22 protein-coding genes are annotated in these 21,538 nt (G+C 66.7%); 14 read left to right on the forward strand and 8 right to left on the reverse strand.

Annotated features, from left to right (window positions below; all coding sequences use genetic code 11):
* Positions 1–211 precede the first annotated feature (211 nt).
* Together BLM15_RS03515 and BLM15_RS03520 are read left to right on the forward strand one after the other, a co-directional pair.
* Entirely contained in the window at positions 212–1,630 is a 1,419-nt protein-coding gene (locus BLM15_RS03515) for a TolC family outer membrane protein (protein ID WP_236846523.1), read from the forward strand.
* 163 nt (positions 1,631–1,793) lie between these two features.
* The gene (locus tag BLM15_RS03520) at positions 1,794–2,378 is read left to right on the forward strand and encodes a PopZ family protein (protein ID WP_236846525.1); all 585 of its coding nucleotides are present in this window, start codon (positions 1,794–1,796) and stop codon (positions 2,376–2,378) included.
* A gap of 50 nt (positions 2,379–2,428) precedes the next feature.
* Here BLM15_RS03520 and BLM15_RS03525 read toward each other — a convergent pair whose 3' ends face one another.
* On the reverse strand, positions 2,429–2,644 hold the full coding sequence (locus BLM15_RS03525; protein WP_126110424.1) for a hypothetical protein: 216 nt from the start codon (positions 2,642–2,644) through the stop codon (positions 2,429–2,431).
* Between the two features lie 16 nt (positions 2,645–2,660).
* Positions 2,661–3,146, reverse strand: coding sequence for a pyridoxamine 5'-phosphate oxidase family protein (locus BLM15_RS03530; RefSeq protein WP_126110426.1), 486 nt, complete (start codon positions 3,144–3,146; stop codon positions 2,661–2,663).
* Between the two features lie 121 nt (positions 3,147–3,267).
* On the opposite strand from BLM15_RS03530, the gene dps reads away from it, so the two are divergent.
* From dps to BLM15_RS03560, 6 genes are all read left to right on the forward strand, one after another.
* The gene (gene dps / locus BLM15_RS03535; RefSeq protein WP_126110427.1) at positions 3,268–3,747 is read left to right on the forward strand and encodes a DNA starvation/stationary phase protection protein Dps; all 480 of its coding nucleotides are present in this window, start codon (positions 3,268–3,270) and stop codon (positions 3,745–3,747) included.
* Positions 3,748–4,021: 274 nt separating this feature from the next.
* Positions 4,022–6,850, forward strand: a complete 2,829-nt coding sequence (locus BLM15_RS03540; protein WP_126110429.1) for a valine--tRNA ligase — start codon at positions 4,022–4,024, stop codon at positions 6,848–6,850.
* A 69-nt stretch (positions 6,851–6,919) separates the two neighbouring features.
* Positions 6,920–8,548, forward strand: a complete 1,629-nt coding sequence (locus BLM15_RS03545; protein WP_126110431.1) for an alkaline phosphatase D family protein — start codon at positions 6,920–6,922, stop codon at positions 8,546–8,548.
* A 169-nt stretch (positions 8,549–8,717) separates the two neighbouring features.
* Positions 8,718–9,299 (forward strand): YqaA family protein, encoded by a 582-nt coding sequence (locus tag BLM15_RS03550; protein WP_126110433.1) that lies wholly within the window; start codon positions 8,718–8,720, stop codon positions 9,297–9,299.
* A 147-nt stretch (positions 9,300–9,446) separates the two neighbouring features.
* Positions 9,447–10,391, forward strand: coding sequence for a hypothetical protein (locus BLM15_RS03555; RefSeq protein ID WP_126110435.1), 945 nt, complete (start codon positions 9,447–9,449; stop codon positions 10,389–10,391).
* Positions 10,378–11,055: an SH3 domain-containing protein gene (locus tag BLM15_RS03560; protein WP_126110437.1), complete on the forward strand. Its 678-nt coding sequence runs from the start codon at positions 10,378–10,380 to the stop codon at positions 11,053–11,055. The genes BLM15_RS03555 and BLM15_RS03560 overlap by 14 nt, the downstream gene beginning before the upstream one ends.
* A 4-nt stretch (positions 11,056–11,059) precedes the next feature.
* Here the strand turns inward: BLM15_RS03560 and BLM15_RS03565 are convergent, their stop codons facing one another.
* Positions 11,060–11,683 (reverse strand): DUF938 domain-containing protein, encoded by a 624-nt coding sequence (locus BLM15_RS03565; RefSeq protein WP_126110439.1) that lies wholly within the window; start codon positions 11,681–11,683, stop codon positions 11,060–11,062.
* Between the two features lie 93 nt (positions 11,684–11,776).
* On the opposite strand from BLM15_RS03565, the gene BLM15_RS03570 reads away from it, so the two are divergent.
* The 4 genes from BLM15_RS03570 (at position 11,777) to BLM15_RS03585 (ending at position 16,253) form a co-directional block, all read left to right on the forward strand.
* Positions 11,777–13,054, forward strand: a complete 1,278-nt coding sequence (locus tag BLM15_RS03570) for a hemolysin family protein (protein WP_126110441.1) — start codon at positions 11,777–11,779, stop codon at positions 13,052–13,054.
* 244 nt (positions 13,055–13,298) lie between these two features.
* Positions 13,299–14,117: a chromate resistance protein ChrB domain-containing protein gene (locus BLM15_RS03575; protein ID WP_126110443.1), complete on the forward strand. Its 819-nt coding sequence runs from the start codon at positions 13,299–13,301 to the stop codon at positions 14,115–14,117.
* A 9-nt stretch (positions 14,118–14,126) separates the two neighbouring features.
* Positions 14,127–15,524: a chromate efflux transporter gene (gene chrA, locus BLM15_RS03580; RefSeq protein ID WP_126110445.1), complete on the forward strand. Its 1,398-nt coding sequence runs from the start codon at positions 14,127–14,129 to the stop codon at positions 15,522–15,524.
* Between the two features lie 96 nt (positions 15,525–15,620).
* Positions 15,621–16,253, forward strand: coding sequence for a pyridoxamine 5'-phosphate oxidase family protein (locus BLM15_RS03585; protein WP_126110447.1), 633 nt, complete (start codon positions 15,621–15,623; stop codon positions 16,251–16,253).
* On the opposite strand, the gene BLM15_RS03590 is transcribed toward BLM15_RS03585, so the two are convergent.
* The 4 genes from BLM15_RS03590 to BLM15_RS03605 all read right to left on the reverse strand — a co-directional run bounded on the left by BLM15_RS03590 (position 16,250) and on the right by BLM15_RS03605 (position 19,224).
* On the reverse strand, positions 16,250–16,561 hold the full coding sequence (locus BLM15_RS03590; RefSeq protein ID WP_126110449.1) for a hypothetical protein: 312 nt from the start codon (positions 16,559–16,561) through the stop codon (positions 16,250–16,252). The genes BLM15_RS03585 and BLM15_RS03590 overlap by 4 nt on opposite strands.
* Positions 16,562–16,652: 91 nt before the next feature.
* Positions 16,653–17,849, reverse strand: a complete 1,197-nt coding sequence (locus BLM15_RS03595) for an FAD-dependent monooxygenase (protein ID WP_126110451.1) — start codon at positions 17,847–17,849, stop codon at positions 16,653–16,655.
* A 36-nt stretch (positions 17,850–17,885) separates the two neighbouring features.
* Positions 17,886–18,140, reverse strand: a complete 255-nt coding sequence (locus tag BLM15_RS03600) for a zinc-finger domain-containing protein (protein ID WP_126110453.1) — start codon at positions 18,138–18,140, stop codon at positions 17,886–17,888.
* Between the two features lie 121 nt (positions 18,141–18,261).
* Positions 18,262–19,224 carry an acetyltransferase domain-containing protein gene (locus BLM15_RS03605; RefSeq protein WP_164547390.1) on the reverse strand — a complete coding sequence of 321 codons (963 nt, stop codon included), beginning with the start codon at positions 19,222–19,224 and terminating at the stop codon, positions 18,262–18,264.
* 133 nt (positions 19,225–19,357) lie between these two features.
* On the opposite strand from BLM15_RS03605, the gene BLM15_RS03610 reads away from it, so the two are divergent.
* Together BLM15_RS03610 and cysE are read left to right on the forward strand one after the other, a co-directional pair.
* Positions 19,358–20,125, forward strand: coding sequence for an alpha/beta fold hydrolase (locus BLM15_RS03610; protein ID WP_126110457.1), 768 nt, complete (start codon positions 19,358–19,360; stop codon positions 20,123–20,125).
* Between the two features lie 173 nt (positions 20,126–20,298).
* Complete coding sequence (cysE, locus tag BLM15_RS03615; protein ID WP_126110459.1) at positions 20,299–21,147, forward strand: serine O-acetyltransferase; 849 nt, start codon at positions 20,299–20,301, stop codon at positions 21,145–21,147.
* Between the two features lie 48 nt (positions 21,148–21,195).
* On the opposite strand, the gene BLM15_RS03620 is transcribed toward cysE, so the two are convergent.
* Positions 21,196–21,507 carry an Rdx family protein gene (locus BLM15_RS03620; RefSeq protein WP_126110461.1) on the reverse strand — a complete coding sequence of 104 codons (312 nt, stop codon included), beginning with the start codon at positions 21,505–21,507 and terminating at the stop codon, positions 21,196–21,198.
* Positions 21,508–21,538 lie beyond the last annotated feature (31 nt).

Genomic DNA, 21,538 nt, shown 5'->3' on the forward strand with positions numbered 1-21,538 from the left:
CGCTCTTCAGGGCGGTTTTCCCCAGAATGGGTAGTCCGTCGGTACTAATCACCGGCGGGAGTGTCGCATTTTTGCGGCACTGCAGAAATGAAAAGCGGCCAGTTCCTCTCGCGACATTGGCGAGGCGAGCTGCAAAGCTTATGCTTTTAGACCGAGTGCCGAGGCTGGGGCGATGCCTGGGCGTGACTAGAGTCCGCACAAGAGGCGTCCAGTGATCATAACGCGACCGACTTTGAAGAAGACCGCGAGCCGTCTGGCGATCGCCGGCATGCTGGGAGCCCTGGCCGGCTCGCCGGCGCTGGCGCAGACGATGGACGCGGCGCTGGCGCGCGCCTATTCCGCCAATCCGACGCTGAATGCACAGCGCGCCGCGGTGCGCGCCACCAATGAGAACGTACCGCAGGCGCTGTCGGGCTATCGCCCGCGCGTCACGGCCTCTGCCGATATCGGCGCCAGCATCACCGACAGCGATACCCCGTTCAACGCGCAGGGCGGCGGCAGTCCGCATAACCGCAGCACCACGCGCCTCAACCCGCGCGGCGGCGGCGTCCAGGTCGATCAGAACATCTTCGATGGCGGCAAGACCCGCAGCTCCGTCAGCCAGGCCGAATCGCAGGTGCTCGGCGCCCGCGCGACCTTGCAAAACACCGAGCAGAACGTCCTGCTCGACGCCGCCACCTCCTATATGAACGTCTTGCGCGACACGGCGATCCTCAACCTGAACCGCAACAACGTCGAGGTGCTGGAGGAGCAGCTGCGCCAGACGAAGGATCGATTTCAGGTCGGCGAGGTGACCCGTACCGACGTCGCGCAGGCCGAGGCACGCCTCTCGCAGGCCCAATCGCAGGCGATCCTGGCCGAATCGAACCTCAAGACCTCGATCGCCCGCTTCCGCCAGAACATCGGCACCGAGCCGAAGCAGCTCGCTCCTGGCCGGCCGGTCGAGAACCTGCTGCCGAAATCCCTGCCGGCGGCGCTCAACGCCGCGTTGACTGCGCATCCGGCCATCATCGCGGCGCTGCACGGCGTCGATGCGGCGGAGTTGCAGGTCAAGGTCACCGAGGCGGATCTCTATCCGGTGCTCGGCGTGCGCGGCACCGTCCAGCAGCGCTACGACAACCAGTTCTTCGGCGACAACCGTACCTCGGCCAGCGCGGTCGCGACCCTGACGATCCCGCTCTATGAGGGCGGACAGGTCTACTCGCGCACGCGGCAGGCCAAGGAGACGGCAGGTCAGCGCCGGATCGAGGTCGACACCTCGCGCGACACCGTGCGCGCTGCGGTGGTGTCGGCCTGGGGCGGTCACGAGGCCGCCAAGGCTCAGATCACCGCGGCGCAGGCTCAGGTCCAGGCCGCCGAGACGGCGCTCGCCGGCGTCCGCGAGGAGGCCAAGGTCGGCCAGCGCACCACCCTCGATGTGCTCAATGCCCAGCAGGAACTGGTGATCGCCCGTTCGACGCTGGTGACGGCGCAGCGCGACCGCGTCGTCGCGTCCTATGCCGTGCTGTCGGCGACGGGGCGGCTTTCGTCCGACACGCTGAAGCTCAAGGCCGAGCGCTACGACGCCCGCAAGCACTATGATCAGGTCAAGGGCCTGCTCTGGGGCACCCAGACGCCGGACGGGCGCTGAACAGGCACTCTGGCCGGCGCGTAGACGCGCCGGCGCAACACTCCGGATTTCTCCTGTGGGTGGCCCCGAGGCTAGCTTGCCTGCTGGTTTCTCAGTGAAATACTCATGACGCAGGGCGCGCTGATTCCATGGGCGCTCCTTGAGTCGAGTGACCGGAATCAGCATGAGCGCGCAGCCCAAGGCCAGCGAACCCTCGATGGAGGAGATTCTCGCTTCCATTCGGCGGATCATCGCCGATGACGAGAAGCCTGCCGAGCCGCCGCCGGAGCCTGCACCGGAACCGGTGGCACTCGCTCCGCAGCCTGAACCGGAACCCGAACCGGAACCCATCGAAGACGACGTGCTCGATCTCGGCGCCGAGGCCAAACGCATCGAGGAGGCGCCGGCTGCGCCCGTCGAGGCATCAGCTGACGATGTCGACTTCGTCGAGCCGCAAGCCTCGGTGCAACCGGAGCCTGAGCCCGAGCCGCCGCAGCCTGTCGCCTTCGTGCCGCCTCCGGTTCAGCCGCAACCTGCGCCGATGGACATGGCGGCGCTGATTTCCGACCAGGCCGGCGCCGTTGTGCACAGCGCTTTCGGCGCGCTTGCCAACACCGTGCTCAGCAACAATGCGCGCACGCTCGAAGACCTGGTCAAGGACATGCTGAAGCCGATGCTCAAGACCTGGCTCGACGACAACCTGCCGACCATGGTCGAGCGGCTGGTCAGGGCCGAGATCGAGCGCGTCGCCCGCGGCGGGCGACGCTGAGGTCAGGAGCCAGATCCGATCAGACTGGATCAAGCTGATCGGGACGGGTTCTAGCTGCGCCGCCGGCGAGCTTGCGTCCGGGTTTGCCTGAACGCGCCGCCTTCATTCAGGCTCTGGATCGCATAACCGGCGAGCGCCATCAGCGCGGTCTGCGGCCCGAGGCGCGAGACCAGAAGCTGCATGCCGAGCGACAAGGGCCGGGGATAGCGGCCGGAGGCCGCTTCCGAGGCGACCCAGGCGCCGACGAGGTGGACAAGAAGTCTCATCGTCTCTCTCCCGATTTCAGAGCAGGACCTTGCGATTATTGCCGAGCTCCGGCCGCGAGCCGGTGATGGCTGCGGCCGCCATCTTGACCGAGGTCACGATCTTGCCGGGGCTGTCCCAGAACTCCGCCAAAGCGGGGCGCACTTTGAGAATCCGGATGTTCGGATCGTCCTTGCTGTCCCAGAAGGCGCGCGCTGCGATCGACCACAGCTCGGCAACCCGGTTGCGGTCGTCGAGCAGGTTGGCCGTGCCGGTGACCGAGACATATTTGTACGAGCCGTTGTCGCCGAAGCAGAGGCAGACGTTCTCGTTGATCTCGATCTCGTCGTCCTTGTGATTGCGCAGATCGGTGAGGAAGTAGATCGCATCCTCGTCGCGGCGGGGATGGGCGCTCATCGGGCGGGCGCGAAGCTGGTCGTCATTGCCGTCATGGCTGACGAGCATGCACAGGCCGATCTCCTCGATCAGCTCCCAGGTCCTGTCCTGGTCGGTCTTGTGGGTCATCGCTCGGCTCCTTTGTGATCCCCACCCAACCGTCGAAGCGTGGCCGAGGTTCCGTTTCCGGCGGTCGCCGAATTGCCCACTTTATTGATATGGTCGCCTTCCACGAGGCGCGAGGTTCCCCATGGCCAAGCTCAAGTCCCGCAACGACCTGAAATCCAACACCAGGACGGCAATGATCGAGCTGCTCAACGCCCGTCTTGCCGACGGTATCGATCTCGCGCTCATCACCAAGCAGGCGCACTGGAACCTGAAGGGCCCTGGCTTCATCGCCATCCACGAGATGCTCGACGGCTTCCGCGACGAGCTCGACACCCATGTCGACACGGTGGCGGAGCGGGTGGCGCAGCTCGGCGGCATCGCGCTCGGCACGGTGCAGATCGTTGCCGGCGCGAGCAAGCTCAAGACCTATCCGACCGATATCGTCGCGGTGAAGGACCATCTCGCCGAGCTGATCGAGCGCTATGCCGAAGCGGCCAAGTCGGTCCGGGCGGCGATCGACGCGGCGGACGAGGCGGGCGACGCCGACACGGCCGACATCTTCACCGGCTATTCGCGGGCGCTCGACAAGGCGCTCTGGTTCCTCGAATCCAGCGCCGCCTGAGAGCGCTTGCGAATTCTACTGGCGCGGCCGGCTGACACGGCCGTCTGCGCGCCCGGTGCTCACGGACATGGGTCCGCTCCGCTCCGGTTCTCGACGACCGCGCCATCCGACGAGCGCCAGCGAATTCTCAAGCCCTCTCGGTCGGCAGGGCAGTCCTTGCGTCGAAAGCGTTGACGCGGGGGCGTCCCATGCGCTCTTAAGGCCGCAGACCTTTTGGCTTTCGTTTTTCGCGGCCGGGGCAGGCTCCCCGGCCGTTTGGCGTTCGAGCAGAGCGATGATGGACAAGACATTCGAGCCGGCCTCCGTCGAGGCGCGCATCAACAAGGCCTGGGAGGAGGCGGATGCCTTCAAGGCGGGTCGCGGCGCCGGGCCCGGCGCCGAGCCCTATTGCATCGTGATCCCGCCGCCGAACGTCACCGGCTCGCTGCATATGGGCCATGCGCTCAACAACACGCTGCAGGACCTGCTCTGCCGCTTCGAGCGCCTGCGCGGCAAGGACGTGCTCTGGCAGCCCGGCACCGACCATGCCGGCATCGCGACGCAGATGGTGGTCGAGCGCAAGCTCGCGGCCGAGAACAAGACCGATCGCCGGACGATGGGCCGCGAGGCCTTCCTGGCCGAGGTCTGGAAGTGGAAAGAGGAATCGGGCGGGACGATCGTCAACCAGCTGAAGCGCCTCGGTGCCTCCTGCGACTGGTCGCGCGAGCGTTTCACCATGGACGAGGGCCTCTCGGCCGCAGTGCTCAAGGTCTTCGTCGGCCTGCACCAGCAGGGGTTGATCTATCGCGCCAAGCGGCTGGTGAACTGGGATCCGAAGTTCCAGACCGCAATCTCCGACATCGAGGTGCTGCAGCTCGAGAAGACCGGCTCGTTCAAATGGCAGCGCGGCGGCGAGGAGGCGTTCGACGCCGCCAAGCTGGAGAAGGCGCTGGCCAAGGACCCGAACGGCCACCTCTATTATTTCGACTATCCGATCGAGGGTGCCGCCTACGATCCGGAGAATCCTGACACCTACATCACCGTCGCGACGACCCGGCCGGAGACGATGCCGGGCGATACCGGCGTCGCGGTGCATCCCGAGAACGACAAGCTCAAGGGGCTGATCGGCAAGAACGCGGTTCTGCCGCTGGTCAAGCGCGTCATCCCGATCTTCGGCGACGATTATGCCGACCCGGAGAAAGGCACCGGCGCGGTCAAGATCACCCCGGCGCACGACTTCAACGACTTCGATGTCGGCAAGCGCAATTCGCTGAGAGTCGTCAACGTCCTGGACGGTGAAGCTCGCATCCTGATTCAGGACAATGCCGACTTCCTGGAGGGCGCAACGCCCGAGCGCGAGACACTTGCACTCGACGGGCTGGATCGCTTCGCCGCCCGCAAGGCGGTGGTCGGGCTGATGGCGGCGCGCGGGCTGCTGCGCAAGGTCGAGCCGAATACGCATACCGTGCCGCATGGCGACCGCTCGGACGTCGTGATCGAGCCCTGGCTGACCGACCAGTGGTATGTCGATGTCCAGCCGCTGGCGCAGCGCGCGCTCGCGGCGGTCAGGGACGGCAAGACCAGGATCACGCCGGAAAGCTGGACCAAGACCTATAATGACTGGCTCGAGAACATCGAGCCCTGGTGCGTCTCGCGCCAGCTCTGGTGGGGACACCAGATTCCGGCCTGGTATGGGCCGGACGGCGAGTGCTTCGTCGCCGAGTCGGAAGCATCAGCGCAGGCGCTGGCGCTTGCCCATTATGGCGGGCCGGTCGAACTCAAGCGCGATGACGACGTGCTCGACACCTGGTTCTCGTCCGCCCTGTGGCCGTTCTCGACGCTGGGCTGGCCGGAGGAGACGCCGGAGCTCAAGCGCTATTACCCGACCGCGACCTTGGTCACCGGCTTCGACATCATCTTCTTCTGGGTCGCCCGGATGATGATGATGGGCCTCAACTTCATGGACGAGGTGCCGTTCCGCGACGTCTATCTCCACGCGATGGTTCGCGACGAGAAGGGCGCGAAGATGTCGAAGTCGAAGGGCAACGTCATCGACCCGCTCGTGCTCATCGACACCTATGGCGCCGATGCGCTGCGCTTCACCTTTGCGGCGATGGCGGCGCAGGGGCGCGACATCAAGCTCGCGACGTCGCGCGTCGAAGGCTACCGCAATTTCGCGACCAAGATCTGGAATGCGGCGCGCTTCGCCGAGATCAATGGCTGTCTGCGAGCCGAAGGCTTCGATCCGGCTGCCGTCAAGCTGCCGCTCAACCGCTGGGTCCTGTCGGAGGCGGCGCGCACCGCCGAGGCGGTGGCGGCCGGCATCGAGAGCTTCAAGTTCAACGAGGCGGCGGATTCAGCCTATCGCTTCGTCTGGGGCCAGTTCTGCGACTGGTATCTCGAGCTGTCGAAGCCGGTGCTGCAGGCTGAAGAACTGGACGCTGCCGGCACTGCGGCGCGGGCGGAGACGCAGGCGACGGTCGCCCATGTCATCGACCTGATCTGCCAGCTGCTGCACCCGTTCATGCCGTTCCTGACCGAGGAGCTCTGGGCGCAGAAGGCCAATGCCGGCGCGCCCCGCGCCGTGCCGGCCGGGGAGGCGGGGCTGGTCTGCCTGACCCGCTGGCCCGAGCTGTCGGCGCTGGTCGACGAGGCGGCGGAGGCCGAGATCGGCTTCGTCGTCGATCTCATCTCCGACATCCGCTCGATCCGCTCGGAGACCAATGTGCCGGGCGGGACGCAGGTGCCGCTGGTGCTGGTCAAGGCGAGCGCCGCGACGAAGGCGGCGGTCGAGGCCTGGGCGCCGATGATCGAGCGGCTGGCACGGCTCTCCGCGATCGAGTTCGCCGAGCAGGCGCCAGGTCAGTCGGCCCAGATCATCGTGCGCGGCGAGGTGGCGGCACTGCCGCTCGCCGGGATCATCGATCTCGATGCCGAGCGGGCGCGCCTCACCAAGGAACTCGCCAAGCTCGACCAGGACATCGTCGCGGTCGAGCGCAAGCTCGGCAATCCCGACTTCATGGCGCGCGCGCCGGAGGAGATCGTCGAGGAGAACCGCGAGCGCAAGGCGGCGGCCGAAGCCCGCAAGCTCAAGATCGCGGAAGCACTGGAGCGGCTCGCCTGAGCCGCTTCTGTCACGTGCGCGTCAGGCAGGACTTGGTATGGTTCCAGACAATGAGCCTGGAGCCCTGCCATGTTTCGCCGCAACGCCTTCGGTCAGTTCAGCGTCGATGACTTCCTGACCGAGGCCGGCACGCCGTCGCGGCGACGCTTCCTGACCGGGCTCGCGGCTTCCGGCCTGCTGCTGACCGGTGGCGGCGTCATCGACCAGCGCGTCTGGGCCAATCCGGTCTTCGCCGCCTATCCGTTCGGCCTCGGCATCGCTTCGGGCGATCCGTCCGCCGATGGCTTCGTGATCTGGACCAAGCTCGCGCCGCTGCCGCTCGCCCGCAATGGCGGCATGCCGATGAAGGCGGTCGAGGTCGCCTATGAGATCGCAACCGAAGCCAATATGCGCGGGAGCGTACAGCGGGGCACGGCGCTGGCGCGGCCGGAGCTCGGGCATGCGGTCCATGTCGAGATCGCCGGGCTCGAGCCGAACCGCGACTATTTCTATCGCTTCAGCTGCGGTGGCGAGCGCACCATGATCGGCCGAGCCCGCACGCTGCCGGCTCCGGGAGCGAGCATCGAGCGGATGAATTTCGGTGTGCTCGGCTGCCAGCGCTACGAGGACGGGTTCTTCAGCGCGTTCCGCCATGTCGCCGACGAGCGCTTCGACTTCATCTTCCACTATGGCGACTACATCTACGAGTACCGAATGGTCAGGCCGAATGAGCGGCCGCTGCCGGTCGCTCGCGTCATGCCCGGCGAGCCGGACGAGATCTACGCGCTTGCCGACTACCGCCAGCGCTACGCCATCTACAAGATGGATCCCGATCTCCAGCTTGCTCACGCTTCGGCGCCCTGGATCGTCTCCTTCGACGACCACGAGGTCGACAACAACTTCGCCGGCATGGTCTCGGAGGAGAGCATTCCGCCGGAGATCTTCGCGCTGCGCCGCGCTGCCGGCTTCCAGGCTTGGTACGAGCATATGCCGCTGCGCCGGACCTCACTGCCGAACGGGCCGTCGATCCAGGCCTATCGCCGCTTCCACTATGGCGATCTCGCCCAGATCGACGTGCTCGACACCCGCCAGTTCCGCAGCGACCAGCCTTGCGGCGATGGCTCGCACGCGGCCTGCGCCGACGCGCTGAAGCCGGAGAACACCATGCTCGGCGAGAAGCAGGAGGCCTGGCTCGGCGAAGGCCTGCGCGCCTCGAAGGCGAGCTGGAACGTGCTGGCGCAGCAGGTGATGCTCATGCGCCACGACCGCGATCCGGACCCCGAGAAGGTCGGCTACAGCATGGACAAGTGGGACGGCGCGGTCGCGGCCCGCAAGCGGCTGTTCGACACGCTGGAGAGCGCCCGGATCGGCAATGCCGTGGTCCTGACCGGCGATATCCACCAGAACTGGGCCGGTGAGCTCAAGGCCGATTTCAATGATCCCAAATCGAAGACGCTCGGCGTCGAGTTCGTTTCGACCTCGATCACCTCGGGCGGCGACGGCGCCGACATGACCAAGGCGGGGCAGGCGGGGCTGAAGAAGAACCCGCATATCGGCTTCTTCAACAACCAGCGCGGCTATATGCGTCACAGCCTGTCGAAAGAACGCTGGCAGGCGGAGTACCGCGTTCTCGACAAGGTCAGCGTGCCGGGCGCGGCGGTTTCGACCCGGGCGAGTTTCGTCGTCGAGGCCGGGCAGCCGGGCTTGAAGCGCGCATGAGGGCGGAATTGCGCAGCTGCGATCGGGATGCCTCCCGCCTGCCACGAAGCTGTCGTCATATTGACTCTAGCCCAAGAGATTAGTGGCCTGACCGCGCCAATTGAATTAATGCATAGGACGCAGGGCAGCCCTGCAACCGGCGCGAGAACCCAGGAACGGTTTCCCCTTCATGCTCAAGCGTGCTTACGACTGGTGCGTTTCCTACGCGTCGCATCCTGGTGCCCCTTGGCTCCTCTTCGCCATCACCTTCGTCGAAAGCTCCGTCAGCCCGCTGCCGCCGATTCCGCTGCTGATCCCGATGTGCATCGCCAGGCCCGATCGCGCCTGGTTCTATGCCGGCGTCTGCTCGCTCGGCGCGGTGACCGGCGGCTATCTCGGCTATGCGATCGGCGCGCTGCTCTATGAATCGGTCGGCGCCTGGCTGATCGGCATCTATGGCCTGCAGGAGAAGGCGGCGCACCTGATCCACACCTCGCAGGACTACTGGTTCTGGGTGCTGCTGACCAAGGGGCTGACCCCGATCCCGTTCAAGATCGTAACGATCATGTCCGGCTTTCTGCATTTCGATATCTGGAAGTTCACGGTCGGCATGGTGATCTCGCGCGTCACCTTCTTCGCGATGATCGCGGTCGCGCTGCGCTATTACGGCGACGACATCCGTATCTTCATCGAGAAGCATCTGCCGATGACGGCATTGGCGCTGGCGGTGGTCGTCATCGGCGGCTTCTTCGTGCTGCCGATGGTGCTCTGAGCAGGCGAAAAGCCTTCAAACGCCCGCAAGCTGCTGATGGACCGGTTGCTCGCCGCCTGACCTTCGGGCGGCGTTGCTCTATGGTCTCCCGAACGATGCAGCGGCGGAGGGTTCGATGCGCCCATTCCAACGATCTCGTGGTGGCGCATGAGCGCGCGTCGCCCGGACCTTGCCGAGCTCGACTTCGGCAATTTCGCCCGGCAGTTCGACCGCTGCCTGCGCCAGGACCGCGTCATCGCCTTCTCGCAGTGGCGTGACATCGTCGCGGCGGTGCCGCCCGGCCTGCAGGACTTCTTCTGGCGTGTCGTCGAAGTGAACCTCAGTCCGGTCGCCGAAACGCGGCTGCGAGGTTTGCGGGAATGGAGGGCCTTCTATAGCGAGATCCTCGACGCCCGCTTCCGCCGCCCGTCGGCCGACCGTCCGCAGTTCCGCACGACCAAGCAGGCCTTCGATTCCTATTCGGCGATCTTCTGGCGCTTCGGTTCGACCGATGCGCGCTTCGATCTGCGCTTCGGTCGTCTTGTCCTTCTGGCGCTGCGCAAGGAAAGCAGCACCATCGCCAACCACGGCAAGGGCTCCTATGACGACCTCGTCGTGGTGATGCGCCGCACCGGGCGTTTCCGCGAGCTTTCGAGCTTCCCGATCTGCACAGAGCCCGGGGCCCAGTACTCGCAGCGCGCCGGCAGCGGCGACAAGCGCTACAAGGGCGTCGGCTTCAAGAAGGCCGACGGCGTCGACATCAACAAGGACGGCATCAAGGATGCCGGCCGTATGACCGAAGGTACTTACCAGTACTTCGAGAAGAAGGGCGGCTTCCTCGGCGACCGGGCCTTCCAGGTCAAGACCACGCAGGTCGCCGAGCGTGATACCGATGGCGACGGCCGCTTCACGCAGGATGACAAGAGCCGGATCGACCCGAAAGGGGCGGGGACTAGCATGTACATCCACCGCGGCGGGGCGGACAATGTGCTCGAGCCCAACACCTGGTCGGCGGGCTGCCAGACCGTTCCGAAGAACCGCTATCCAGTCTTCCTCAAGGCGGTCGGCAAGCCCAACGCCTTCTACTATGTGCTGGTCAATGCCGCGTCGTGAGATCGTCATAGCCGGCCTGACGGCTGCTCTGCTGCTTGCAGCCCCCGTATGGGCGCAGTTCGAGGCGGTTGCGCCGGCGCCGACCGGGCAGGTCACCTGCTCCTTCGGCGCTTTCGTCAGCGAGACCGATCCGGAGGGGCTGAACGTCCGCGCCGGGCCAGGGACCAGCAACAAGGTGGTCGGGATGTTGCCGCCGGTGAAACTCAGCAGCGACGATCCACCGGTACGTGCCATGGTCGAGGTCGAGGTCAGTGCCGGTGCCAATGGCTGGTTCCGGATCGCCAAGGCCCGCGACAACGAGGCGCTGACGGATGCTGCTCCGCGGCCGATGTTCAAGGGCTCTGGCTGGGTGAGCGGGCGCAAGCTGACGGTGAAGTCGCAAGCCAATGCCGGCCGTCAGCGACCCGATGCGAAGGCGCCGGCGGTGCTGACCGGTCAGGACGGGGCGGGCTTCGACGGCGACGCTTTCGTCCAGAACGGTCGCCTCATCGGCTGCAGCGGCAAATGGGTGCTGGTCGAATACGGCCCGTTCTCGGCAGAGAGCGAGGCTCTCACCGGCGTAGAGATCAAGCCTGCGGCCAAGGCGGGGGCCGAGGCCGGTCGCGTCCGCGCCTGGGTCGATCGCATTTGCGCGACGCAGGAAACCAGCTGCGACGGCGGCTGAACGATCAGGCGCGCCGGAACACCACGCTGAGATTGTTCGCCGGCATCGCCGTCACCTGCGGCTCGCCGAAGCCGGCGGCCTTGGCCAGCTCGGCGACGGCGTCGAGTTCGCGCAGGCCCCATTTCGGATTGCGTCGGCGCAGGCTGTCGTCGAACACGGCATTGCTCGGCGCCAGCGGCACGTCGCTCTGGCGATAAGGCCCGTAGAGATAGAGCGGCCCACCCGTCGGCAGCAGCTCCGCCGCGTGCCGGATCAGCCCTTCAGTCGCCGCCCAAGGCGAGATGTGGATCATGTTGATGCACAGGATCGCGTCGGCCTGTGTGACGGACCAGCGCGGCGCACTCGCATCGAGACGAATGGCGGGAAGCAGATTGGGCAGGGCGCTCTCGCTTGCCCAGGCGTCGATGCTGGCGAGCGCGGCCGGATCAGGGTCGCTCGGCTGGAAGGTCAGACCCGGAAAGGCGGCGGCGAAGTGGACGGCATGCTCGCCGGAGCCGCTGGCAATCTCGAGAACCTGCCCCTGCGCCGGCAGGACCTCACGCAGCACGGTGAGGATCGGTTCGCGGTTGCGCTGCGTCGCCGGGGCGAGCTGGCGGGGATCGCGGTGATGGAGATCGTCCTGGGGCATCGTCTTCTCCCATCGCGTTCGGCCGTCAATGCGTTATAAGCGGCACAGAAGCAGGCCGATAGCGAGCGCGGTCCTGCAGTCCCCGAGCTGGTTTTGTTAACGGAGATATTGGTCGTCGTCGTCCTCACCGTCATTAACGGTGTCCTCGCCATGTCGGAACTCGCGGTCGTCTCGTCCCGGCCGGCACGGCTCAAAGTCCTCAGCGATCAAGGCAGCAAAGGGGCCGCGAAGGCGATCAAGCTCGCCGAGAATCCGGGCCGCTTTCTCTCGACCGTACAGATTGGCATCACGCTGGTCGGCGTGCTGTCCGGCGCCTTCTCGGGCGCAACGCTTGGCGCGCGCCTGTCGGAATGGCTCGGCACGCACGGATTTTCGAATACTGCTGCCGATGCACTCGGCGTCGGCACTGTCGTCGTCCTCATCACCTATCTTTCGCTGATCATCGGCGAACTGGTGCCCAAGCAGATCGCGCTACGCGATGCCGAGCGCGTTGCCGCGCGCGTCGCGCCGGCCATGGTGGTGCTGGCCAAGGTTGCCTCGCCGCTGGTCTGGCTGCTCGACACCTCGGGCAAGCTGGTGCTGGCACTGCTCGGCCAGAAGGGCGAATCAGAGGAGACGGTCACCGAGGAAGAGGTCCGCACCATCATCGCCGAAGCCGAGAACGCCGGCGTACTGGAGCGCGACGAGCGCGAGATGATCTCCGGCGTGATGCGCTTCGCCGACCGCTCGGCAAGGGCGCTGATGACGCCGCGGCGCGAGGTCGAGGTCATCGACCTCGCCGACTCGACTGACGAGATCAAGGCTCAGGTCCGTGCCACCAAGCGCTCGCGCCTGCCGGTGCAGGACGGCGAGGCCGATGCCATCATCGGCGTGGTCACCGTCAAGGACATGTTCGACGCGCTCTCGGACGGCGACGGCCGCGACCTGCGCAGCCTCGTGCAGGAGGCCCCGGTGGTGCTCGACACCAGCGGGGCGCTCGACGTGCTGCGCGCCATCCGCGCTTCCAACGTCCATCTCGCGCTGGTCTTCGACGAGTACGGCCATTTCGAGGGCATCATCACCTCGAGCGATGTGCTCGAGGCGATCACCGGCGCCTTCCAGGACGAGGACGAAGAGGAGCCCGCGATCGTCACGCGGGCCGACGGCTCCTTCCTGGTCGCCGGTTGGATGCAGGTCGACGAGTTCTCGCATGAGCTCGGCATCCATGTGCCGCGCGATGCCGATTACCAGACCGTCGCCGGTTTCGTGCTGGCCGAGATGAACCGGCTGCCCAATGTCGGCGAGAGCTTCGAGAAGGGCCATTGGCGTTTCGAGGTGGTCGATCTCGACGGCAGGCGGATCGACAAGTTGCTGGTCAGCCGGATCGATTGATAGCTGTCGGGGCATCCTCCCCGTCGTGGTCGGGCTTGTCCCGACCATCCACGTCTCCGCTTCGCTGATCCCACGCGGTGTTCAAGACGTGGATGCTCGCCACAAGGGCGAGCATGGCGGTGGTAGCCATTGACGCCGCACCGGCCGGGTGATGTAAGCTGTGTGCAGGGGCCAATCGCGACCGCCCCGTGAGGCGTCAGCCCAAGGATCGCGTCCACTTTCCTTAGCTCAAGGATGGACGCTCATGTCTTCCAACATCCAGATCACGCCTGCGCAATTGTCCCGGCTCGTCGGCCTGCCCGACGCGCCGATTCTGATTGACGTCCGTATCGACGAGGACGTCGCCGCCGATCCGCGCCTGCTGCCGGCGAGCGAACGCCGCAGCCATCGCGACGTCGCCGCCTGGGCCGGCGCCTATGCCGGCCGCAAGGTCGCCGTCATCTGCCAGCGTGGTCAGAAACTCAGCGAGGGCGTTGCCGCCTGGCTGCGTCATGAAGGCGTCGAGGCGGAGAACCTCGCCGGCGGCTTCGAGGCCTGGCGTGAGGGCGGCGGGCTCCTGGTCGAGACAGGCAAGCTGCCGAAGCGTGATGCCGCCGGGCGCACGCTCTGGGTGACGCGGGCGCGGCCGAAGGTCGATCGCATCGCCTGCCCCTGGCTGATCCGCCGCTTTGTCGACCCAAATGCCGTCTTCCTCTTCGTCTCGGCCTCGGAGGTGGCGGCGGTCGCCGATCGTTTCGCGGCGACGCCGTTCGACATTGACGGCGTATTCTGGAGCCATCGCGGCGAGCGCTGCAGCTTCGACACGATGATCGAGGAGTTCGGGCTGTCGTCGCCGGCGCTCGACCAGCTCGCCACCATCGTCCGGGCAGCCGATACGGCGCAGCTCGACCTCGTGCCGCAGGCGGCCGGATTCCTTGCCGCCTCGCTCGGCCTGTCACGGATGTATCGCGACGATCTGGCACAGCTCGAAGCCGGCATGCCGCTCTACGACGCCTTCTATCGATGGTGCCGCGACGCGACCGAGGAAACCCATAACTGGCCGTCCGTGCCGGTGAAGAACTGAGGACGGGCGATGACGATCGCGACGAATGATGGGGCGGCGATGGCCGCCCCCGCCACACCGACCCTCGCCGAGGCGACGCGGGTGTGGCTCAAGATCGGCCTGCTTTCCTTCGGCGGGCCGGCCGGGCAGATCGCCCTGATGCACAAGGAGCTGGTCGACGAGCGCCGCTGGATCGGCGAACGCCGTTTCCTGCACGCGCTCAACTACTGCATGCTGCTGCCTGGCCCCGAAGCCCAGCAGCTCGCGACCTATATCGGCTGGCTGATGCATCGGACGGTTGGTGGGCTAATCGCCGGCCTGCTCTTCATCCTGCCCGGCGCGCTGGTGATGTGGGGCTTGAGCCTGCTCTACGTGCTTTATCGCCAGGTTCCGCTGGTCGATGCCATCTTCTTCGGCGTCAAGGCGGCGGTGCTCGCCGTCGTGATCGAGGCGGGCCTCAGGATCAGCAAGCGAGCTCTGAAGAACCGGGCGATGGTCGTGATCGCGATCGCGGCCTTCCTCGCCCTCTTCCTGCTCAAGGCGCCGTTCCCGCTCGTCATCCTCTGCGCCGGGTTGATCGGCTGGCTCGGCCATCACTGGGCGCCGGCTCTGTTCGGGAGTGGGGGCCATGCCGGCAAGGACGGCGCGCCGGAGTTCAAGGGCGTGGTCGACCTGATGTTCGAGCGCGGCGAGCTTAGCCATGCCGAGCCCTCGGCGGGGAGGGCGCTCAAGGTGCTGGCGGTCTGGCTGCCGCTCTGGCTCGGCCCGGTGGTGCTGCTCTGGGCTCTGCTCGGCGGCGGCAACGTCTTCACCCAGATCGGCGGCTTTTTCAGCGCCATGGCGGTCGTCACTTTCGGCGGCGCCTATGCCGTGCTGGCTTATGTCGCGCAGGCGGCGGTCGAGACCTATGGCTGGCTCGTCGCCGGCGAGATGGTCGACGGACTCGGCCTCGCCGAGACGACGCCGGGCCCGCTGATCCTGGTGCTGCAGTTCGTCGGCTTCCTCGCCGCCTGGCGGGCACCTGGCGGGCTCGATCCGCTCGTCGCCGGCAGCCTGGGCGGACTGCTGACGGTCTGGGTGACCTTCGCGCCATGCTTCCTCTGGATCTTCCTCGGCGCGCCCTACATCGAGGCGCTGCGCGGCAATCGTGCGCTTTCGGCGGCGCTGACCGCGATCACGGCCGCGGTCGTCGGCGTCATTGCCAATCTGGCACTCTGGTTCGGCCTGCATGTGCTGTTTCGCATGGTGCGGCCGGTCGTGATCGGCCCGCTGGCGCCCGACCTGCCGGTGCTGGCGTCGCTCGACTGGCGGGCGGCCTTGCTCGCGGTGGCGGCGATGATTGCTCTGCTGCGTTTCAAGCTCGGCATGATCCCGGTGCTAGCCGCCTGTGCGGCGGCGGGCGTCGTGCTCGTGAGGCTGCCGATCTGACGGGTATTGTTGCGCTGGGTGGAATTCTGAACTGCTGACTGCAATGATTGCGATCTGATGGTGAAATGGTCATCTCGGTGGGCGGAGGCCCATGAGATGACCCACCGTTTCCTGAAGATCGCAACGACACCGGCCGTGAAGGCGGCGCAAGAGGCGCAAGGCAGCCGGCGCAGCTATGCCCGGCAGGAGGAGGGCGAGCCGCATAATGACCGGCTCGGCGAGGCCGAGGCCGGCTTCATCGCGGCGCGCGATTCCTTCTACCTCGCGAGCGTGTCGGAAACCGGCTGGCCCTATCTGCAGCATCGCGGTGGCCCGCCGGGCTTCCTGCGCGTGCTCGACGAGACGACCCTCGGCTTCGCCGACCTGCGCGGCAACCGGCAATATCTCAGCCTCGGCAACCTCTCGGCCGATGATCGGCTCTGCCTGTTCCTGATGGATTACGGCCACCAGGCGCGACTGAAGATCTTCGGCCGGGCCCGCTTTCACGATCTTGCGGCCGAGCCGGAACTGGCCCGGCGTCTGATCGTGCCGGGCTATCGTGCCGTGCCCGAGCGCGGCATGACCATCAAGGTCGAGGCCTTCGACTGGAATTGCCCGCAGCACATCACGCCGCGCTTCAGCGAGGCCGAGCTGGCGCCGGCACTGGCACCGGTGCGCCAGCGTCTTGAAGAACTTGAAATGGAGAATGCCCGGCTGCGAGCCGAACTCGCGGCCCGCGCCGACGCTTAGCGCTTCTCGGCTGGCTCGATCACCCGGTACTCGGCGTCGACGATCTCGCCGCGAGCGGTATCGGGCTGCCTGCGCTCGAACGGGTTCTGCGGGTCGATGCCGGCGGCGCGCATACGGCGGCGCAATTGCCAGGTGGCGAAGGCGGCGCCGGCGATCACCAGTGGCACGAGAATCAGCGCCAGGCTCGCCGCGACCAGGAAAATCAGCACGCCGACGACGAAGGCACCGGCCATGACCAGCCAGCTCGCCCAGCGGGGCAAGCGGCCCAGACGGGCACTGGCGGCATTGTTAAGGTCGATGCGGATCATTGGCTCGTTTCGTTTCGTGTCACCCGCGGACAATCTAGGAAGCGAATGCGGCGTTGACGAGATCAGCCGAAGCGAGCCGATGACGATTTCGTCAGGATGGCGCGCGCCAGTCATAGATCCAGGCATGGCGCTGGCGCATGCCGGCGGGGCCCATGCGGCGCATCGCGAAGTCGCGGGCGTAGCTCCAGGGCCGGCCGAGATGATAGGCCTCGCCGTTCTTGCGGCTGGCCTGCTGGACACGCGCGGCGCGTTCGGTACGCGCCTTGGCATAGGCTGCCAGCGCCGCCGGCACGGACGCCGTCCCTTCGCTCGTCAGCCGCGTGGCGAGTTCATGCGCCAACACGGCGGCGTCCTCGATGGCGAGTGCCGCGCCCTGGGCCAGGAAGGGCAGGATCGGGTGGGCGGCGTCGCCAAGCAGGGCGATGCGGCCTTTCGCCATCCTGGCGGGCGCGCGGTCGTAGAGCGACCAAATCCGCCAGTTCGGCGCACGCTCGATCAGTTCGCGCAGGCCAACGCCGGCATTGCCGGCGATTTCTGTCAATTGCGATGCCTCGCCCTCGCGCGACCAGCCGGGTCTGGCCTCGCGTGCGGCGCGGATCAGGATGAGGTTGATCTCCTTGCCGCCTGAGACAGGGTAGTGCACCGCATGGCGGGCACGGCCGAGATGCAGGGCCACGGCCGGGCGGCGGAGCGCTTCCGGCAATCCATCCGCCGGAATCAGCGAGCGCCAGGCCTCCCAGCCGGTGAAGCCGGGCTCGCCCGCATCGCCGACGAGGGCGCGGGCGCGCGACCAGAGGCCGTCGGCGCCGATCAGAGCCATGGCCTCGACCGTCTCGATGCCACCGCTCTCGCTGCCGAGCGTGACCGTGACGCCGGTTTCGGTCTCATGAGCATCGACCAAGCCGCGGCCGATGATCCAGCGGATATTCGGCAGGGTCCTGGCCGAATCGAGCAGGAGCTGGTGCAGATCGGCGCGCTTCAGCGAACGCGAGGGCGTCGCGCCCTCGACCGGCGGGGCGAAGGGCATGGCGAGCAGTGGCTTGCCGCCGCCCCAATGGCCGATCGCCAGCGCCTCGGGCCGAATCGCGGCGCGGCGCAAAGCGAGGCCGAGATCGAGCGATTCGAGCACCCGCCCGGCATTGGGCGAGACCTGGATGCCGGCGCCGGCCTCGTCGAAGCGCGTGCGCTTCTCGGCGATGGCGACGGGGATGCCGCGGCGGGCGAGCGCGATCGCAGCGGTCAAGCCGCCGATACCGGCGCCCGCGATGAGGATGGGTAGATCAGCCATCGAATGAGCCCCGCCGCGCCCCCGGCGGGATGCCTCTCACGCCGCTTTGGCGGCGGTGTCGTGGTACTCGCACTCGGCCGGCTTGCAATGGCCATGGCCGACCGACGGCTCGTATTTGAACAGCGTCGAGCAATAGGGGCAGACGATCTCGTTGTCCGAGCCCATGTCGAGGAAGACATGCGGGTGGTCGAAGGGCGGCTTGGCGCCGATGCACATGAACTCGCGCGCGCCGACATGGATCACGGCGACGCCGGGATCGTTGTGGAAATGCGGGGTGCCGTGATCGGCCATGGTTCTCGTCCTTGCAAATTCGGCCGCACCATAATCGTTCGCCGCGGGCTGCGCCAGCGCGTGCGAGGCAGATCGATCTCGATGCTGCCGTATCCTGTCGCCGCTGCATGCGGCGAGGTGATCAGGGCTGGCGGGCGCAGCTCTGGCCGATCCCGCGAGCCTGCTCGGTTTCTGCCGGGCTGAGCGCGTCGGCCGTCACCTTGACCCAGAGATTGGCTTGCTTGAGCCCCTCCATCGAGCAACTGCAGACGCGCTCGCAGATCTCCTTGGGCGTGCCTGTCGCGGTGCAGGAGCGTTGGCAGGAGGTCAGGAACGGCACCGCCTCGGCGTCGGGCAGCTTCGGGCCGGTCGCCTGCATGAACAGGAACAGCGCGCCGATGAAGAGCGGCTGGTGGACGAGATAGACGAAGAGGCTGTTGCGGCCGCCGAGGACGACGAGCTTGGCGGGAGTAGACGTCGCCCGCCAGTTTGCCCAGCCGCTGCCCTGCGCTTTCGGAAGAGCGATCCGCGCCAGCGCCATGCCGGCGAGCACGCAGCCGAACCAGGGGAAGACCGGCACGAAATCGGCGGTGAGCGGCCAGGGGCCGAAGCCGAGGAAGGAGAGCCAGTCCTGCGTGAAGAGGTCGTGGCCCAGGATGAAGGGCAGGGCGAAGACGACGACGGCCGCGAGCGCGATCACCAGCGTGGGCAGGAACAGGAAGGGCAGGGCCAGCACGCTCGCCAGAGCGATATGATGCAGGATGCCGAAGAAGATGAAGATCTGCGGCAGGGCGAACCAGGTCGCGGAGGTGACCAGGATCGCGGCGCAGGCGATCAAAGCGAGGCGGCGCAGATAGTTGCCCCGGTCGAAACCGTTGCGCGTCGACAGCACCAGGCTGAAACCGACGACGGCCAGGAAGGAGCCGGCGATCAGCCGGGCGAAGGCCCGCCAGCCGGGGTCGCTGACGACATCGACGCCGATCAGCCGGAAATAGGAGAGGTCGTAGGCGAAGTGGTAGACGAACATCGCCAGGAGCGCGATGCCGCGGGCCAGGTCGACCAGTTCGATACGGCCGCCGGCCGAAGATTGCGCTTGCTCGCTCATGGCTTCGTCATAAGCGGCGCGATGCGGCTGGGGAAGGGGTGGGGCGTGCCTGCCAACCGCCAAGGATGCTACCCAAAGCCACGCCGCCATGGCAGACCAGCCCATAGATCAAAAGCAGCTGGCGGCAGGGCAGATGCAGACATTCGATTCCGACGGCGTGAGCATCGCCTATCTCGACCTCGCCCCGACCGGTGAGGGCAGTGGCGATCCGATCGTGCTGATCCATGGCTTCGGCTCGAGCCATGCGGTGAACTGGGTCAACACGCAGTGGACCAAGACGCTGACCCATGCCGGACGGCGCGTCGTGCTGTATGACAATCGCGGCCATGGCCGCAGCCAGAAGCTCTACGACCCCGAGGCCTATCACTCGAACATCATGGCCGAGGATGCGCGGCGGCTGATGGACCATCTCTCGATCGAGCGCGCCGACATCATGGGCTATTCGATGGGCGCGCGGATCTCGTCGCATCTGACGCTCGCCCACCCTGAGCGTGTTCGCTCGCTGCTGCTGGGCGGGCTCGGCATCCATCTGGTCGAGGGCGTCGGCCTGCCGCTCGGTATCGCCGATGCGATGGAGGCGCCTTCGCTCGCCGACCTGACCGATCCGATGCAGCGCATGTTCCGCGCCTTCGCCGAGAACACCGGCAGCGACCTCAGGGCCCTCGCGGCGTGCATTCGCGGTACGCGCCAGACGCTGAGCAAGGCGGAGGTCGGCCGCATCGCGGTGCCGACCCTGGTCAGCGTCGGGACCAAAGACGATGTCTCCGGCTCCGGCCCGGAGCTGGCGGCGCTGATCCCGGGCGCGCAAAGCTTTGCCATCGAAGGCCGCGATCACAATCTCGCGGTCGGCGATCGCACCCACAAGCAGGCAGTCGTCGAGTTTTTGGCGCGCCGGCCGTAGAATAAAATTCTCCGTAGGTAGAATATTATTCTACGACAGCGGCTTGTAACTATTGCCTCGCAAATCGATTCTTGTTCTTCGCCGCTTGATTCAGCTAGAAGGCGGAGCCATGTGCTCTGGCGCGACCTTCTCGTGCCAGTTTGATCTACGAGCGAACCGCAGCGGAGAACGCCATGCCATCCGGGCGCCCGAACATCGATATCCGCGATCCCGCGACCGGCCTCGACCGCGTCGACCCGGTCTGGTCGCGGCTGCGCAACGAGGCGGAGCTGGCGATCGCGAGCGAGCCGGCGATGGCGAGCTTCATCCTGGCGACGATCGCGAACCAGCCGAGCTTCGAGGCTGCAGTGGGCCATCGTATCGCCGCGCGCCTCGGCCATGGCGCCGTGCCGGCCGAGCTGATTGCGCAGGCTTTCGATGAGGCGATCGAGGCCGATCCCGAGATCGGGCAGGGCATCCGCGCCGATGTCGTCGCCGTGCTCGACCGCGATCCCGCCTGCTACCGGCTGATCGAGCCAGTGCTCTATTTCAAGGGCTTCCACGCGCTGCAGACGCACCGCCTGGCCAATTGGCTGTGGCGACAGGACCGGCGCGACTTCGCGCTCTACCTGCAGAGCCGCTCCTCCGAGGTGTTCCAGACCGACATCAACCCGGCGGCGAAGATCGGCAAGGGCATCTTCCTCGACCACGCCACCGGCCTCGTCGTCGGCGAGACCACGGTGATCGAGGACAATGTCTCGATGCTGCAGGACGTGACCTTGGGCGGCACCGGCAAGCAGGGCGGCGACCGCCATCCCAAGATCCGCAAGGGCGTGCTGATCGGCGCCGGCGCCAAGATCCTCGGCAACATTGAAGTTGGACAGTGCGCTCGGGTTGCTGCCGGCTCGGTTGTGCTCGCGGCGGTGCCGCGCAACACCACGGTTGCCGGCGTGCCGGCTAAGGTGGTCGGCGAGGCCGGCTGCGCCGAGCCCTCGCGCTCGATGGACCAGATCCTCGCCGGCGATTGCGGCGGCGGAATCTGAGAGGCGGCCTCCGGGCCGCCCTTCAGGTCTATCCAGATGCAGGGCTGATCAGCCCTGCACGAGCTTCTTCTTGTGGTCGTCGAGATGGCCGAGATCGCGCTCGGGATCGAGCCGGTCGCGCACGCGCTGCTTGAGCTGCTTCACATCGGGGAAGCCGCCATCGACGGTGCGGTCCCAGATCAAGTCGCCATCGTAGTGGATCTGGAAGATGCCGCCGGTGCGCGGGATCAGCACGACCTCGCCGAGGTCCTGGCCGAAGGTCTGAAGCAGCTCCTGCGCCATCCAGGCGGAGCGGAGCAGCCAGTTGCACATGCTGCAATAAGTGATGGCGATGCGCGGGCCGGGCTTGGGTTCGGTCATGGGGTGTTCCTGAAGGCGAAGATGGCTTGCT

Origin of the sequence: Bosea sp. Tri-49 (assembly GCF_003952665.1) — a bacterium.
In the GTDB taxonomy this organism is placed as follows: Bacteria; Pseudomonadota; Alphaproteobacteria; order Rhizobiales; family Beijerinckiaceae; genus Allobosea.

Excerpts from the sequence above, each read along its gene's own strand:
- chrA (WP_126110445.1), top strand. The coding sequence starts at position 14,127 with ATGACGATCGCGACGAATGATGGGGCGGCGATGGCCGCCCCCGCCACA.
- BLM15_RS03595 (WP_126110451.1), bottom strand. The coding sequence starts at position 17,849 with ATGGCTGATCTACCCATCCTCATCGCGGGCGCCGGTATCGGCGGCTTG.
- BLM15_RS03620 (WP_126110461.1), bottom strand. The coding sequence starts at position 21,507 with ATGACCGAACCCAAGCCCGGCCCGCGCATCGCCATCACTTATTGCAGC.
- BLM15_RS03520 (WP_236846525.1), top strand. The coding sequence starts at position 1,794 with ATGAGCGCGCAGCCCAAGGCCAGCGAACCCTCGATGGAGGAGATTCTC.
- BLM15_RS03530 (WP_126110426.1), bottom strand. The coding sequence starts at position 3,146 with ATGACCCACAAGACCGACCAGGACAGGACCTGGGAGCTGATCGAGGAG.
- BLM15_RS03605 (WP_164547390.1), bottom strand. The coding sequence starts at position 19,224 with ATGAGCGAGCAAGCGCAATCTTCGGCCGGCGGCCGTATCGAACTGGTC.
- BLM15_RS03560 (WP_126110437.1), top strand. The coding sequence starts at position 10,378 with ATGCCGCGTCGTGAGATCGTCATAGCCGGCCTGACGGCTGCTCTGCTG.
- BLM15_RS03575 (WP_126110443.1), top strand. The coding sequence starts at position 13,299 with ATGTCTTCCAACATCCAGATCACGCCTGCGCAATTGTCCCGGCTCGTC.
- BLM15_RS03610 (WP_126110457.1), top strand. The coding sequence starts at position 19,358 with ATGCAGACATTCGATTCCGACGGCGTGAGCATCGCCTATCTCGACCTC.
- cysE (WP_126110459.1), top strand. The coding sequence starts at position 20,299 with ATGCCATCCGGGCGCCCGAACATCGATATCCGCGATCCCGCGACCGGC.
- dps (WP_126110427.1), top strand. The coding sequence starts at position 3,268 with ATGGCCAAGCTCAAGTCCCGCAACGACCTGAAATCCAACACCAGGACG.
- BLM15_RS03555 (WP_126110435.1), top strand. The coding sequence starts at position 9,447 with ATGAGCGCGCGTCGCCCGGACCTTGCCGAGCTCGACTTCGGCAATTTC.
- BLM15_RS03600 (WP_126110453.1), bottom strand. The coding sequence starts at position 18,140 with ATGGCCGATCACGGCACCCCGCATTTCCACAACGATCCCGGCGTCGCC.
- BLM15_RS03545 (WP_126110431.1), top strand. The coding sequence starts at position 6,920 with ATGTTTCGCCGCAACGCCTTCGGTCAGTTCAGCGTCGATGACTTCCTG.
- BLM15_RS03565 (WP_126110439.1), bottom strand. The coding sequence starts at position 11,683 with ATGCCCCAGGACGATCTCCATCACCGCGATCCCCGCCAGCTCGCCCCG.
- BLM15_RS03585 (WP_126110447.1), top strand. The coding sequence starts at position 15,621 with ATGACCCACCGTTTCCTGAAGATCGCAACGACACCGGCCGTGAAGGCG.
- BLM15_RS03590 (WP_126110449.1), bottom strand. The coding sequence starts at position 16,561 with ATGATCCGCATCGACCTTAACAATGCCGCCAGTGCCCGTCTGGGCCGC.
- BLM15_RS03550 (WP_126110433.1), top strand. The coding sequence starts at position 8,718 with ATGCTCAAGCGTGCTTACGACTGGTGCGTTTCCTACGCGTCGCATCCT.
- BLM15_RS03525 (WP_126110424.1), bottom strand. The coding sequence starts at position 2,644 with ATGAGACTTCTTGTCCACCTCGTCGGCGCCTGGGTCGCCTCGGAAGCG.
- BLM15_RS03540 (WP_126110429.1), top strand. The coding sequence starts at position 4,022 with ATGATGGACAAGACATTCGAGCCGGCCTCCGTCGAGGCGCGCATCAAC.